The 14,842-nt window shown below is 43.4% G+C and carries 11 protein-coding genes and 3 pseudogenes; 10 read left to right on the forward strand and 4 right to left on the reverse strand.

Annotated features, from left to right (window positions below; translation table 11 throughout):
- Both V7K41_RS24785 and V7K41_RS24790 read right to left on the reverse strand, forming a co-directional pair.
- Positions 1-555 (reverse strand): ABC transporter transmembrane domain-containing protein, encoded by a 555-nt coding sequence (locus V7K41_RS24785; protein ID WP_334852495.1) that lies wholly within the window; start codon positions 553-555, stop codon positions 1-3.
- A gap of 397 nt (positions 556-952) precedes the next feature.
- Positions 953-3,631: a TonB-dependent siderophore receptor gene (locus V7K41_RS24790; protein ID WP_334852496.1), complete on the reverse strand. Its 2,679-nt coding sequence runs from the start codon at positions 3,629-3,631 to the stop codon at positions 953-955.
- A gap of 129 nt (positions 3,632-3,760) precedes the next feature.
- Here V7K41_RS24790 and V7K41_RS24795 point away from each other — a divergent pair, with 129 nt between their 5' ends.
- The 3 genes and pseudogenes from V7K41_RS24795 to V7K41_RS33000 all read left to right on the forward strand — a co-directional run.
- Entirely contained in the window at positions 3,761-3,955 is a 195-nt protein-coding gene (locus V7K41_RS24795; RefSeq protein WP_334852498.1) for a hypothetical protein, read from the forward strand.
- A gap of 412 nt (positions 3,956-4,367) precedes the next feature.
- Positions 4,368-5,390, forward strand: coding sequence for an AraC family transcriptional regulator (locus V7K41_RS24800; RefSeq protein ID WP_334852500.1), 1,023 nt, complete (start codon positions 4,368-4,370; stop codon positions 5,388-5,390).
- Positions 5,391-5,924: 534 nt separating this feature from the next.
- Positions 5,925-6,014 (forward strand): annotated as a pseudogene (locus tag V7K41_RS33000) (HoxN/HupN/NixA family nickel/cobalt transporter); the annotation flags it as partial.
- Between the two features lie 46 nt (positions 6,015-6,060).
- On the opposite strand, the pseudogene V7K41_RS24805 reads toward V7K41_RS33000, so the two are convergent.
- A pseudogene (locus V7K41_RS24805) lies at positions 6,061-6,228 on the reverse strand (GTP-binding protein); the annotation flags it as partial.
- Positions 6,229-6,369: 141 nt separating this feature from the next.
- Between V7K41_RS24805 and V7K41_RS24810 the strand changes: the two are divergent.
- The 7 genes and pseudogenes from V7K41_RS24810 (at position 6,370) to V7K41_RS33005 (ending at position 13,519) form a co-directional block, all read left to right on the forward strand.
- Positions 6,370-6,555 carry a hypothetical protein gene (locus tag V7K41_RS24810; protein ID WP_334852501.1) on the forward strand — a complete coding sequence of 62 codons (186 nt, stop codon included), beginning with the start codon at positions 6,370-6,372 and terminating at the stop codon, positions 6,553-6,555.
- Between the two features lie 177 nt (positions 6,556-6,732).
- Complete coding sequence (locus V7K41_RS24815) at positions 6,733-7,737, forward strand: helix-turn-helix transcriptional regulator (protein WP_334852503.1); 1,005 nt, start codon at positions 6,733-6,735, stop codon at positions 7,735-7,737.
- 65 nt (positions 7,738-7,802) lie between these two features.
- Entirely contained in the window at positions 7,803-10,406 is a 2,604-nt protein-coding gene (locus tag V7K41_RS24820) for a TonB-dependent siderophore receptor (RefSeq protein WP_334852505.1), read from the forward strand.
- A 23-nt stretch (positions 10,407-10,429) separates the two neighbouring features.
- A complete protein-coding gene (locus tag V7K41_RS24825; RefSeq protein ID WP_334852507.1) occupies positions 10,430-11,572 on the forward strand; it encodes a PepSY-associated TM helix domain-containing protein in 1,143 nt (380 codons plus the stop codon).
- Positions 11,573-11,649: 77 nt separating this feature from the next.
- A pseudogene (locus V7K41_RS24830) lies at positions 11,650-12,318 on the forward strand (IS701 family transposase); the annotation flags it as partial.
- 92 nt (positions 12,319-12,410) lie between these two features.
- Complete coding sequence (locus V7K41_RS24835) at positions 12,411-12,800, forward strand: TonB-dependent receptor domain-containing protein (protein WP_334852509.1); 390 nt, start codon at positions 12,411-12,413, stop codon at positions 12,798-12,800.
- A 560-nt stretch (positions 12,801-13,360) separates the two neighbouring features.
- The gene (locus tag V7K41_RS33005; protein WP_442943268.1) at positions 13,361-13,519 is read left to right on the forward strand and encodes a hypothetical protein; all 159 of its coding nucleotides are present in this window, start codon (positions 13,361-13,363) and stop codon (positions 13,517-13,519) included.
- Positions 13,520-13,543: 24 nt separating this feature from the next.
- Here V7K41_RS33005 and V7K41_RS24845 read toward each other — a convergent pair whose 3' ends face one another.
- The gene (locus tag V7K41_RS24845) at positions 13,544-14,842 is read right to left on the reverse strand and encodes an MFS transporter (RefSeq protein ID WP_334852511.1); all 1,299 of its coding nucleotides are present in this window, start codon (positions 14,840-14,842) and stop codon (positions 13,544-13,546) included.

A 14,842-nucleotide genomic window follows, 5' to 3' on the forward strand; every position in this document is an offset into this window, starting at 1 on the left:
TCACTGTTTTTCCCAGAGTAAAGAAAACACTCCAAGCGCTAAATACTCCAAGACCAAAGGTCTGTGATTTAACCAACTTGGGAAACAAATCTCGTGAGCGTTCCTCTGGTGCATGACGTAGGCTGATGCACCAGAGGAACGCACATCTTCTGTACCAGAGAGTCGCTCTGCCAAAAAACCAAATAAAGCTGCACTGGAGGCACGTTCTGCTTGAAAATAAGGAATGACTATATTATTGAAATGGCTAAAAGTAAATAAGAGAATGACTACTATTGCGATCGCTGTTAGCCCTATTCGCCAGTCAATATGAAACAGGGCGATAAAAACACCCACAGCAAAGATACTGTTACCCACAAAGTCAATGGCGAACCGAGAGAAAAAGTCATTCAATTGGCTGATATCGCCATCTATGCGTTCGATTAAAGCGCCTGGTGTTTGGTTATTGTGAAAGGACATATCGAGTTGCAAGCAGTGCAGCGTCAGATTTGCCCGCAGTCGGTTTGTGGCTCGTAAACCAATATCTGCTGCTAAATAGGTTTCTAATAAAGACCGCATCAATTTTGTCTATAACTTCAATGCTATATGAAGCCAACTCATTTAGATTGATGGAAATTGGTTTTAGGTGTACACCGAGGGACAGTAAAGGGTCTAGTGTCCAGGGAATATCTAATGTGATAATGCGCTGTGGGTTAATCGGGATACAGATTTCACCTAATGCGTGTTGAATAACTCGACAATCAGACGTAGTTGCTAACTGTCGTATTGAAGTATTAGTTTTTTGGGTAACTGGACTGTGGCAAGCTATAATTATTAATAGGAAGAAAAAAGCCATTAAAAGCAATGGCTTTTTCAAACGAGGTCGTTGGTTTATGATTACTGAGTTTCTTGAGTTGTCTACAAATCAAACTGCATTGTAGTCTGCTGTTCAATCGATGACCAAGAGTGAAGCAAGTTAAAGCTCCCAACTGATGGAGCCAACGATTGTAAAGGGGTCTCCTCTGTCAGTAGAAACTTTGCTGTAGCCGAAACTGGTGTAGTCTATATCAAATAGATTACGAATATTGATAGCAGCCTTCAAACGATCTCTACGGTAGTAAAGCGCCGCATCAGTCCGCAAGTAATCGCCCAGTTGAAATGTGTTATTCAAATCTCCCTCTCGGTCGCCCACGTAAAATAGCCCCAGACCGAATCCTAAACCTTTGAGACCGCCCTTTTGAATAAAATAAGTTGTCCAAAGGCTGGCTTGATTTTCGGGTATACCATTCAAGCGATTACCGATCGGAATCTCGTTATCTTCGGTAACTTCTGCATCGGTATAGGCATAGGAAGCAACAATGTTCAAACCGGGCAAAATCTCACCGCTTACATCCAGCTCAATGCCTTGACTCCGTTGTTCGCCAATTTGTTCAACGATAGCCTGAGGACCAGTCTCAGAAATAAAGTTGTCAGTCGTTGTAATATTTGTTTTGCTGAGATGATAAGCAGCTAAGTTTGCCGAGAGTCTACCTTCCAGGAAATCAGTTCTGACACCGATTTCGTACTGAGTTCCCCTTGTCGGAATAAACGGTTCACCATCCGCGTTACGTCCTGAGACTGGGGTAAACGAGCGACTATAGCTGGCATAGAGTGAAACCGTGCCGCTGGGCTGATACACTAACCCAATGCGGGGGCTGAAGGCACCATCGTTTTGTCTTGTCTCGCCAGGAGTGAATACTCCAAAATTTGCCGTGTCACTGTAACTAGAGATCCAATCATAACGACCGCCAATCAGCAGTTTTAAATTACCGCTAAACGCAATTTGATCCTGGAGGTAAACTCCGTAAGTCTGATTCAGACCCTCAGACTGACCAAATGGAATATAGTTTTCTGGCTTTGTAACATCGTAGTTTGGGTTGCGAATATCTAGAGGAGGTAGATCTGTTGTATTGAAAACACCGAAGTAATCCTCGACAAAGCGGTTATAGTCAAACCCCACTAAGAGTTGATGTCCGATTGATCCGGTATTAAACTTCCCAAGCAGGTCGATTTGTCCGAAATAGTTCGTTGTTCGATAATCAGTGTCATAAGAATCAACGTCTGCAAAGCGATCGTCTTCTATACTACCGGCATTAGTTCCTATTGCGTCGTAACCAGCAATAGATACAGAAAGGTTATTGCGAATCTGCCAATTATCGTTGAATTTATGATTTAACGTGTAGCCAAATCGGTGGGCATAATTGTCAAAGTAATTGAAATTGGGATACCCAAGATAAAGGTTTCGGGGTGTTCGACTGCCATCACTGAGAAATGCCGTGTAACTTCTTAGAGGATTATCATCGCGTCTATTGTATTCATAGTAGAGATTCAGGTCTGTTCGCTCTCCCAATTTCAAGGAGAGGGAGGGGGCGATGGTGGTCTCTCTAGTTTCAGGAAAGTCTTGATAATCGCTTGAACTTTCGTAACTAGCAATAAAGCGGTACAGCAGCTTACCATCTGCCGTTAGCGGGCCTGATAAATCGATGCTGGGCTTATACAATCCATAGTTTCCCACCTCAAATCCCAAATTGTAATAGGGTTGACTCAGGGGTTTGCGGGTAACGTAGTTGACAATTCCACCCGGTTCTAAGGAGCCAAACAGGACGGAGGCAGGTCCTTTAAGCACCTCTACTCGCTCAATTGTGTCAATCGGGATCACACCGTTGTAACTCGAATCTCGAAAGCCATTGCGGAAAACTCCTGCTCCCGATTGCCCTGGAGAAAATCCTCTGATTGCGAAGGCACCGTTGTCTGCGGCCTCAACCACGCCGCTGACTGTTTCTACCGTCTGAATGAGAGTTCTGGCATTGCGGTCTTCAATCACCTGTCGCGGCACGACCTGGATCGATTGTGGGATGTCGCGTAAAGGTGTGTCTGTCCGCGTTGCTGTCGTTACATCGGGTACGTTATACCTATCTTGCTCCCCCGTTACCACCAACTCAATCGGCTGATCCTGTTGGGCTGCTGGTTCCTCTGGGCGTGTCTCACTTGCCGGGTTTTCTTCGGCTAGTGGTGTTTGAGGTGGCTGTGTCGCCGTTGCAGCAGATGTTACCCCAAAAACCAGCCCTGCATTATCATCAAATAACTCAACTGTGGGCAAAACCTTTTCACCTACCACCGTCACCCGCACAGTATTTACATCAACATTCGTAACTGTTATTTCAGTAATTCCCGTAAGGGGTTTCTCCGAACGAAATGTAAAAGCTTCACCCGACGGTAAACGCAATTGCCCGCCAGATACATCGGCAATAAAATTATTACCCGTACTGCGATTTGTGACTTGCAGTTGAGTCCCTTGAAGGGTCTCTAAAATTATCTCCACACCTTTGTCTGTGGCATTAGCTTTCACGGACGTTATTGGTACAATTGAACCTCCTTGAGAAGGAGGGTTGCTTGGTGCTGGCGACTGTACTAGCATTTGGGCGCTAGTACTGGGAATTTCTATCTCACTGAGTTGGCGAATCTCTCTAATTGGTCTGGAATTACGTAGTACCGATGCAATAGATTGACTCTGTATCTCTGACTTGGGTACTTTTTGAGCAGTTGCGCTCATTGCACACCACAGCCAAACAGAACTTGTTAGTAATAAAATTTGCGATAACTGCTTTGGTTTCATTGGCTACACCACACACCCGGCAAGACTATGGGAATCATGTAGGAAATCTTCAATTCCAAATTGATTTAGCTTCCACCTAGCCAGGAAAACTTCTCAATAAAGCTGAGAATACAGGATTTGAAAAAAATAGTGTTGTTGCAAACGGATTTTTTTTTGTTGCAAACGGATTTTTTTTGTGATGGTGCGACAACGAAGGGCGATAAGCCTAACGGCATAGCTACGCTTACCGCTCAAAAAGATGGTTGGGGACGGGTGAGAATTGATAGTGACGACCATTTGTCACAAGTTAAGGTTGTGATATCAAGTCCGGTTAATCACTTATGATTACCGGATCTGTGCAAAAATCGGAAAAGTCTCTTTCCCCCTGCTCCCTGCTCCCAGCAAGAACTGCGGTCTAAATCATAAGTCTTTACCCGCACATGATATGAGACAGTTGTCAAGGGGATTTGAGAAGGTGCTTGAAGAGGTAGATTTGGGAAAGCTGTCATGAAGTGCAAACTAAACAGTTTAGTTTAAATAGTGAGAGAAAACTGGCAAAGCTTGTGCTGAGGCTGACCGACGAAAACACGGGGCAAGTCCTAATACGGTTATTACCATAATTATTGAATCTGCTTTAATATCTGCAGAATGTGGGTTGCAAAACAAAGTGCTGAACAATAGACCTATTGCAAATTTTTATTAAAAAGTTTATGATTCGATTTAATTTATTTTCCGTTGCCCAGTAGAGATTGTTACCATGCCACTAAATATAGCACGGACGATTGATAAGACAGAATATGATGCGTTCTGGGAAGAAGCCGATGAGTGCAGTGAAGTCCCTTGGCAGTGGAATGATTTTGAGCGACGACAGACTATCCCAAAGCGGTTGGGGCAGGGGGAGTTACGGATCATTGAGCTGCATCCGGGACTAAGTATTCAGATTGCCACCTATCAATTTTGGCGACCCCTGCTGCTGGACTATCGTTGCAATGGGGAAGGCATGCTGTTATCCAATTTCTATTTAGCAGGCGATCGCCGCATTATCAACCCCGGCATTCAGTTTGAAGAAGATCGAGCCGAAACCACTGGTGAAACCTGCCTTTGCTACATCAAAGAAGTGCGATCAATTGAGTATTTCCCAGCAGAACAAACTCTCAAGAGTGTGGGAATTAGTATAGATTTAGAGCGGTTGCGGTCTTTTGGGATGACTTGGGACAATGCCCCATCCCCACTGCGATTGTTGATTGACGGGAAATCTGCAAAAAGCTTTCATCAAACTCTCAATCAAAGCACACCCGCCATGCAACAGGTACTCCAGCAGATACTCAACTGTCCCTATCAAGGGGCGTTCAAGCGGATGTATCTGGAAAGTAAGGTACTAGAACTACTGGTGTTGCAGTTCGATCAACTGCTAGGGAAGCAGAAAGCATCCTCTTCAACCCTGACTTTTCGCTCTACAGATATCGAAAGACTGCATCTAGCAAAGGCAATTCTTCAGCGAGAACTAGAACATCCTCCCACTTTGCTTGACCTAGCAAGACTTGTAGGACTGAATGATTTCAAGCTCAAGCAAGGTTTTCGACACCTGTTTGGCACTACAGTGTTTGGCTATTTGCAGACCTGTCGGATGGCACAAGCCCAGCAATTGTTGAGCAATCGCCAATTGAGTATTGCAGAGGTTGCCCAGCGCGTGGGGTATGCCAGTCCGAGTCAGTTTTGCCATGCGTTTAAGCGACACGTCGGCATGACACCGAGTATTTACCGTCAGTGGCAGGACTAAACGGGAAAATTGTACGCTAAGGAATGAGGCTAACTCCTCAACTCCTTGCCAGACAGTTGCAAAAATAGCTCCAGCAGTTTGTATTCTTTAGGCGTGAGATGCACGGCTTTGCCTTGACACATGACTTCGCAATTATTCGGATCGAGCTGCAACTAACCCCAGCAGAGTACTTTAGTTAATACTGTGCTGCCCGATCGCAGTAAGGGACTTCCAATTAAAAAAATAATCAATCGCTGTGTAGGCAGGGGAGCAGGGGGCTCTTAGCTGGGGGAAAAGAAAAATATCATCTGAATAAATTGGGTAATTTATTCTCTGGAAGTCCCTAATGCCAGAATCCGAACTAGCAGAACTGCTAGCTCGTAGGGTTTGGGTTTGGTAATATAGTCATCTGCTCGTGCCTCAAAGCCTGCTATCCTATCTGCCAGATCAACCTTTCTTGTTGTAGTACCAAAATAGGCTCTTGCTGATTCTGCGTCCTTATTAGCTTATAGCTTTGGTCTACATCATGCTGTAGATGCCGATCGCATCGCCGCGATTGACAATGTTACCCGTAAATTGATGCAGGAGAACAAACGACCTGTTTCTGTTGGGTTTTTCTTCTCTCTAGGTCATTCCACCGTTGTAATTGCGGCCTCTGTTGCGATCGCTTTAACCACTACAACCATCCAGAACAACTTTCCCAGTCACGCAAAAGTTCGCCATCAATTCCGATTTCTCCAAATTCATTTACCAAAACAGCAATGCGTCGTCCCTGATTGTTTTGCAGTAAATGGCGAATTAACCTCGTTTTGCCTGCACCTAGAAATCCTGTAATCACTGTGACGGGAATTTTTTGCATATACATATAAAGTATGTTGTTTGTTGATGATTAATTTTGCGATGTGTAAAAGGAAGGCTCTAAATTTTTGTTGGACAATTATTCTGGCAATTTTTAAACCCAACAAATTTTTTACCAGTGTTTGATTATGTAGCGCTGGCAATGTCCCAAAAAAATATTGCACTTATGTATGAAGTGGCGCGATGCCTACGGCAACTCTTACCCCTTTCCTACGGAACGCTCCGCGAACGGGGAAGCAAGCTACGCATAGCATCTTTGACAGGAGAAGCGGGAACGCTTGAAGATGAAGGACATTTTCTTTCTATGCATCTTCTTGAGAATACATAGGTGTATTGTTATACTATTTTTCCAAATCAAGCAACAGAGCCAAACCCAGAAATCTAGATGAAATCTGAGTTTCGTAATTCCGAATTCGGAATTACGAATTGGTATTACATCATTAACCAGCCATAAAAACATGAGATAATTTCTCAATAAACTTGAGAATAAGCTTAATTAACTAAAATGGCAGAAGTTTATACAAATGCCCAATGGTCTGAAATCTACGAAGAAGGCTTACAAACTCGAAAAATTACCTACCATTCTGATGAGATTGAAAGCGTTGAGATTTGGCAGCATCCACTCATAAAAGGTCAAGTTAGTAACACTCCACTTTGTCTGGGACTGCGAGCAGACATTATTAATTTGGAGTTACCAGAGACTGTTGGTTGGGATTTTGTGGATAGTGGTACCTACGTAACTTTAGTTTTTCGTAGCGCAGGGGTATTCAAAGAGGAAATTGAAGATATTTGCGAACGACCTGGAGAAAGCTATTTATTATATAGCTTAGGAGAAGTCAGAGAGATTGAGAAATCTATGGCGGGACAAGATGTCAATATCAGAGTCCGTTTGGAACCGCATTTGCTGAGATTATTGAGTATGGGTCAAGAAGCATACTTACCCCCCCTACTCAAACCATTCTTAGAAACAGACACACCGCCTTCATTTCATCAATCACTTGGCAAAATGACCCCGGCAATGCAATTAGCGTTACATCAACTGCTTCACTGTCCGTTTCAGGGAATCATGCGACGTACTTATTTAGAAGCTAAGACACTGGAACTGATCACCTTACAATTTGCTCAACTGTTTAATGATGGTACACCCTCCTACCAGTTGGTTAATTTGAAAAGAAACGATGTTGAGCGCATCTATCAAGCCAGAGATATTTTGATCAAAGATATTACCAATCCACCCTCATTAATTGAATTAGCACGACAAGTGGAGTTAAATGATCGCAAACTCAAGCAAGGATTTCGTCAACTCTTTGGTACAACAGTGTTTGGATATCTGCATGATTATCGTTTAGAAAAAGCTTGTCAATTCCTCATGGAAGGACGGATGAATGTAGCTCAGGTGTCTTACGCTGTGGGATTTGCTAATAGAGGTTACTTTGCTGCTGCATTCCGTAAAAAGTTTGGCATAAATCCCAGCGATTATCAAGCACAGGGGCGAAAACAGTCCGGCTAGCGATCGCTTTTGACCCTGTAGAGATCACCTGAAATCAGAAAATGCCCTATTGTACCTAAAAGTTATTGAAATTAAGTTGCAACTGTTCTGGGAGTGCTGCGATCGTGGTGTGTGGAGCTTTGGGTCAAAAATCTTATATTCTTTTCGTAGTGGGTGTAATCTCAATTCTGAGGATGCAACCTGCTCAAGCAGATTCAGATATTTCTCGCCTTCAGGATGTTATTCATCCTCAGAGAAGTGCTGCACTGCTGGCTCAAGACTCTGGTGTAACGGTAGTACAGGTGACAGGAGTGAAGGCAAATCCCACCAATAAAGGCGTGGAGGTGATTTTACAGACGACTAAGGGGCAACAGTTGCAAGTTAGAAATCGCAGTGCTGGTAATAGCTTTATCGCTGATATTCCCAATGCTCAACTGCGTTTACCTAACAGTGAAGCTTTTACATTTCGCTCCACTAAACCAATTGTAGGTATTGCTGAAATAACAGTCACTAACTTTGATGCCAATACTATTCGGGTGACAGTTATCGGTGAAGCGAGTGTACCAACAGTTGAGTTATCTGACAGTCCAGATGAGGGTCTAATCTTCTCTGTTGCCAGTGCTGCATCTAGAGCGCAAAACCCCACCCCGCCTGCGCCAGGGTCACAACAAACCCAGCCAGAGCAACCAACAGCCCAGGACGATCAGCCGATTGAATTGGTAGTCACGGGTGAGCAGGACACAGGATATAATGCACCAGATGCGTCAACTGCTACCAAAACAGATACGCCCCTCCGAGACATTCCCGCTTCAATTCAGGTGATTCCCCAAGAGGTGATCCGCGATCAGGGTGCAATTAGCGTCAGAGATGTAGTGCGTAATGTCAGTGGTGTCACCTATGCCAGTTCATCTGGCAATCGTGGAGAGGGTTTTACTGTTCGGGGCTTTGGTGCCCAGACCTTCTTGAATGGATTTCGTGGTGAAGGCTTCTCGCGAACCCAAGAGGAGAGTGCAAACATCGATCGCATCGAAATCTTGAAGGGACCTGCATCCATTTTGTATGGACGGGTAGACCCATCGGGAATCATCAATCTGGTTACTAAAAAACCGCTATTCGATCCTTTCTACGAATTGAATTTTACAGCCGGAAGCTATAGTTTTTACCGTCCAACCTTAGACTTTGCCGGTCCACTCAACGACGAGAAAACATTAGCATATCGTTTGAACATTGCCTATGAGGACGCAGGGAGTTTCCGCGATCGCGTACAGACTGAGCGATTCTTCTTTGCACCATCTTTTATCTATCGGCTAGGCGAAAATACGACCTTAAACTTAGATGTGTCCTATCTGCGGGACGCACGACCGATCGATCGGGGACTGGTGGTACTGAGTGACAATAAAGTTCCCAATATTCCGCTAGGTCGCTATCTGGGCGACCCAACCAGGCAGGAAAAATTTACCCAAACCCTAGCAGCCCTCTATATCGACCATCGCTTTAATTCTAATCTCTCGCTCCGGTCTTTGTTTCGCTATACCGCAAGTACTGAAAGTGGTCCTGGTGCGACTCTACAAATCTTCGGTGATACAGAAGACGATCGCACCTTTGAACTGGGCAATTCTATTGGTAATCAATACTATGAAACCTACTCCTGGCAAAATGACCTGACTGCCAAATTCAAAACGGGATCAATTCAGCATACAGTATTGTTGGGTTCAGAACTCACACGACAGAAGAGCTTCTTCTCTGCCAGAGATCGTTCGGCAGGATTTATTGATGTTTTTAACCCCAACTACAACTTTACTTTTGGTGAGTTTGATCCCTTGAGAACTGGTAATGATGTCACCGAGACTTTTGGTATCTACCTGCAAGATCAAATTACCTTGCTGAATAACCTCAAACTGCTGGTAGGTGGAAGATTTGATACCTATCACTATGAATCCACTACCAACGATGTTGCAAATCCGCCCGACAACGCAGATGCATTTACCCCACGTGTAGGCATTGTATATCAACCGATTCAAGAAGTGTCACTTTACACCAGCTACAGCCAGTCTTTTACCCCTAACAGTGGTAGAAGTCTGAGCAATCAACCCTTTGACCCCCAACGTGGCACAGGCTATGAAGTTGGAGTCAAAACAGAGTTGCTCAATGGTCGGTTATCTTCAACGCTAGCGTACTACAATACGACGCTGAAAAATGTCCTGATCGACGATCTAGATAATCCTGGCTATTCGCTTCAAGTCGGTGAACAGCGCAGCCGAGGTGTTGAGTTTGATGTTGCAGGTGAAATTCTTCCTGGTTGGAAGGCGATCGCATCCTACGCTAACACCGATGCAAAAGTTACCGAAGACAACATATTGCAGGTCGGCAATCGGCTCAATAATGTGCCGCGCAATAGTGGCAGCCTATGGACAACGTACACCCTGCAAACAGGCAGTTTGAAAGGATTAGGCGTTGGGTTTGGGGCATTTTTTGTTGGTGAGCGAACAGGAGATTTAGCTAATTCCTTTGTGGTTCCCGGCTATACTCGCTTGGATGCAGCGCTGTACTACCAAAAAGATAATTTGCGAATTGGACTCAATTTCAAGAACCTCTCGGATATTCGCTATTTTGAGGGGTCACAAGGTAGAAATCAGGTTATTCCAGGCGCACCCTTTATCGTCCAAGGTACGATTTCATATTCGTTTTAATTGATACAGCAGGAGTATCCACTATGACATCTAAAACGGTACGTAAAGTGCTCTTTGGTTTACACCGCTACATTGGGTTAGGTGTTGGACTGATGGCGATTATTGTTGGTTTAACTGGTAGCCTGCTGGTCTTCCAATCCGAAATTAGTGATTTTCAACGGCATAACCAGATTGGAACGATTACGCCTAAAGGGGAAATGCTGCCGATTGAGGTCGTTCTGAATACAGTCAAAAAGAGCTATGCCAACCAACCCGATGCCAAGCTCCAGCGAGTTTATGTGCCGACAAAACCAGATGAACCATTTAATGTCATCTATGCAACCAAAGAAAATGATTGGATTGAAAATTACGTTCACCCTTATACAGGAGCAGTTCTCGGTAATAATCTCAATTCCAACTCTATAAACCGCTTTTACAAGGTTATTTATGAACTCCACTATAGTCTGCTAGCAGGTGACATTGGATACAAAATTGTTGGCACTGTTGGTTTATTGGTGTGCATTTTGACAATGACAGGAATATTTCTCTGGCCTGGGTGGAGAAAGTTACTGACAGGCTTCAAAATCAAATGGAATGCTCATCCCAAGCGAGTGAACTTTGATATTCACAAAGTTGCTGGTATAATAGCGGCTGTGTTTCTTATTTTCACATTTTTCACAGGTTTTTGCTGGAATTTTAATGAATTTAGTGAGCCTCTGATTCGGACAATCACCTTTAGTTTGAAGCAAGAAGCTGTTTCTCAACCTATCCCTACTCAGTCTCCTTTGAAGCTTACCGAGCAACTGAAGACAGCTCAAGCTAAATTACCCAGTGCAGAACTTAGAAGCGTTTATTTTCCTCAAAAACCAGAAAGCGCTTTGATGATTCGCTACAAGTTTCCTCAAGAAATAGACGATTATGGAAGCAGCTATGTCTACCTCGATCAGTACAGTGGCAAGGTCTTGCGAGTAGACAATGTTTTGAAACCGTTATTGGGCGATCGCATCCTTAACTCCTTCACTCCCTTACACTACGGGACATTTGGTGGCTTACCCACCCGCATTCTCTATGTATTTGTTGGACTTACACCGTTAATTCTATTTATCACTGGTTTTGTAATGTGGCGGTATCGCTATCGGGAAAACCTAGTACAGCACGGCATAAATAAAGCTACCATCAGCAGATAAATAAAAAGTTTGCAGAATCTTCCGAGTATTCTGAATAAAAGGATTAAAAGAAAAAACTCTAGAAAGTAAGTAGGGCAATGGATGTAGAATTACAAATCTTGAAACATTTAGCAAGAGATGCCCATCCAACAGTTGCGATAGCGAAGCGCTGCTGCAAAGCGCAGATCGTAGATGAATATTGTGCAGAGGATCAAGACTTATTTAAAGAAGTAAGAAATTATGAGTGCTTCAAATATTTGCACTTGGGAATAATCTCACCAATAAAAAGAAAATCATTACCAGAAATTGCTAAAATAGTAAGTATAAACTCTGCTCAGTCATTACATCATTTTATAGCAAATTCAGATTGGTCAGTAAATGAATTAAAAATCCGAAGATTAAATAAAATCAAGAGAGCATTAAATGGGAATGCAATTACGCTAGTAATAGATGAAACAGGAGATAGGAAAAAAGGTAAAAAGACTGATTATGTGGCAAGACAATATCTAGGAAGTGTAGGAAAAGTAGATAATGGGATAGTCTCAGTCAATGCTTATGGAGTTTACTCTAATATAACCTTTCCATTAACTGTAAAACTATTCAAGCCAAAAGTGACGCTAAAAGAATCGGATAAATATAAAACTAAAATAGAATTAGCATCAGAAATCATTACAGAATTAATTGAAGATGGCTTTAATATTGAACTGGTACTAGCAGATAGTTTGTATGGTGAAAGTAGCCAATTTATTAAAAAGTTAATTGAGTATAAATAGGCTTTGTAAAATTTCCATATAGCTATCGTAAAGAGTGCTTGTTTCTTCTAATCAGCACCCTAATGGATCGATAGCTTTCTTGTCGATTGGCTCAACTTCAAACTGTCTGGAGTATTGCTTTTACAGATTCAACAATCACAAAAGACAACGACTATCCAGTTGGTGACGAGCTTGATAACGTACCACAACATTCTGCTAGCTTATGGACAAAATACGAAATTCAATCTGGTGGTTTGCAAGGATTAAGCTTTGGAGTCGGAGTATTTTATGCTGGTGACAGACAAGCAACTCTCCCAAATGATTCGCGATATATATTACCCAGCTATGTCACCACTGATGCCGCCATTTTTTACAAGCGAGACAGGTTCCGTGCTGCACTAAATTTCAAAAACCTATTTGACTTGTACTATTTTGAGTCTTCCGGTCTACTAGGCGATCCGTTTACTGTGCAAGGTACAGTTTCGTGGGAGTTATGATCCTACGTTTAGTTAAACGAAGAGGTTCGGTTTGATGATTCTCAAATTGCGATCGCCAGCTATTACAAATGAGTTACGAAAAAATTTAAGCGATCGCATCCTCTAGTACTTTTGCGATCGCAGATTTCTCTTGTACTTGTTGAGAGGACACTTCAGTAGCAGCTGCACTAATTGCAACCCACAACCAAACAGAGCTTGTAGCCAAAAGAATCTTTAATATTTGCCTTGTTGCTTTACACCATTCAGTAGCAGTTCTTTGAGGAGCATCACGTCTGGATGCATTGACGCAAGAGGGTAAGGTGGGTGTTGTCTGAGATGAGCCACTAATATCATGTTCGGTAAAAGACTTATCATTAAGAGCGCAGTTCTTGCTGGGGGCTTTTAGCTGGGGGAAAGAGGGTTTTAAGATTTTTGCATAGATGCCCGGAATAATAACTAATCAAACGGACATGATATAACTCAAAGAGTTTGACAGCCTGTCATTTGACGATGCAAGCTATGAAAAACGAAAATTATTGGGGAGATTGTGCCGAATAAATTTTTTGCAGAGGGAACATGGGATGAAAAAGATTATTTCAGTATTGTTGCTGGGTGTAGCGATTTTCATTTTTACCTTCAATAGTCCAGCTTTAGCAGCAGCATATTCATTATCTACATCGGCCACAGAAATCCCAGAAGAGCAATTGTTCAAGCTAGGGATTGAAAACATGATTGGTTGAGACATTTTTGGCAGATAGCCTCTACTATGGGAGAGCCTCATCAGCAATTGCATCTGGCAGTTGATGGTTTAGCCGTCGTAGAGGCTGATATAGATAGCCAAATGCGATCGCTATCATAGTCAAGATTCCGACGACAATAAACAACAAAGCAATACCATATCCTCGACCGACACCAATGAATTTGCCAATGCTTCCGGCTAATAACCCTGTAGGAGCAAGTAATGGCTCAAAAACTCGATCGGCTAAAGGCCCTGCAATCAGATAGGCAAGCGGTAGTGATACCAAAGCAAGCATACTTCGCACGGCAAACACACGTCCCTGAACCGCAGGTGCGACTTTGCTCTGCCAGATGGCTTGGTCACAGCCATTAATCATAGATACCCCAAAATAGTAGATGAAAGCAGCTGCAAAGAAGACCGGAACAGAAGGTTTAAGCCCCGCAAGAATTATGGACAATGCACCTGATAGAGTAAAACCAAACACACCAAGGATACGGTTCTTGGGTCCGCCCCAAACGCTCATCACCAGACCACCAACCAACATACCGCTTCCACCAATGGACAGCACCGTACCTAGTATATTAGCCGTAGCAAAGGCTAATACCAGTGGTGTAACTAGTACGCTGACAACTCCGATTAAGAAATTAATGGTAGCAAAGAAAATCAACAATCCCAGTAGTCCGGGTCGAGCAGTGATGTATGTCCACCCATAGGTGAACTCCCGTAGCCGCCAACTTTTCCTCACTTCATTCTCTGCGGTAGTTTTCGGTCTAGGGAATCGGACGAGTAGCAGTGTTACCAGGGAAAAGAGAAAAGTAACGCAGTCGAGCAGGATTACGCCCTGAATCTGAATAGTCACAACCAGCACACCTGCTAACATCGGTGAAAGCAGCCGTGAAGTTGCCTCTGCAAGTTGTACCATACCACTAGCGCGACCAAGGTGTTGCTTTGGGACAAGCATCGTAGTTGCAGCAGCATAAGCTGGCCACTGGAAAGCGTTAAAGGTCGAACTGACTGCTACAACTAGGTAAATATGCCAGACTTCAAGCCTATCAACCAATAGCAACAGCACAATAGCTAGCGTACTCAGTCCTGCTCCGGCATCGCTCAGTATCATGCAAGTGCGACGGTTCCAGCGATCTACAAGCACACCGACCAAGGGTGACAACAAGATGCTTGGCAGTATTGCAAACAAAGAAATCAGGGCAAATTGCGTAACCGATCCAGTAATTTGGTATACCCAGACACCTAAAGCAAATCGAGTCAGCCCAGAGCCAATCAGTGAAATAAGCTGCCCAAACCAGATCAGGGTAAATATTCGCAT

It is taken from the genome of Nostoc sp. (genome assembly GCF_036917415.1).
Taxonomy (GTDB): domain Bacteria; phylum Cyanobacteriota; class Cyanobacteriia; order Cyanobacteriales; family Nostocaceae; genus Nostoc.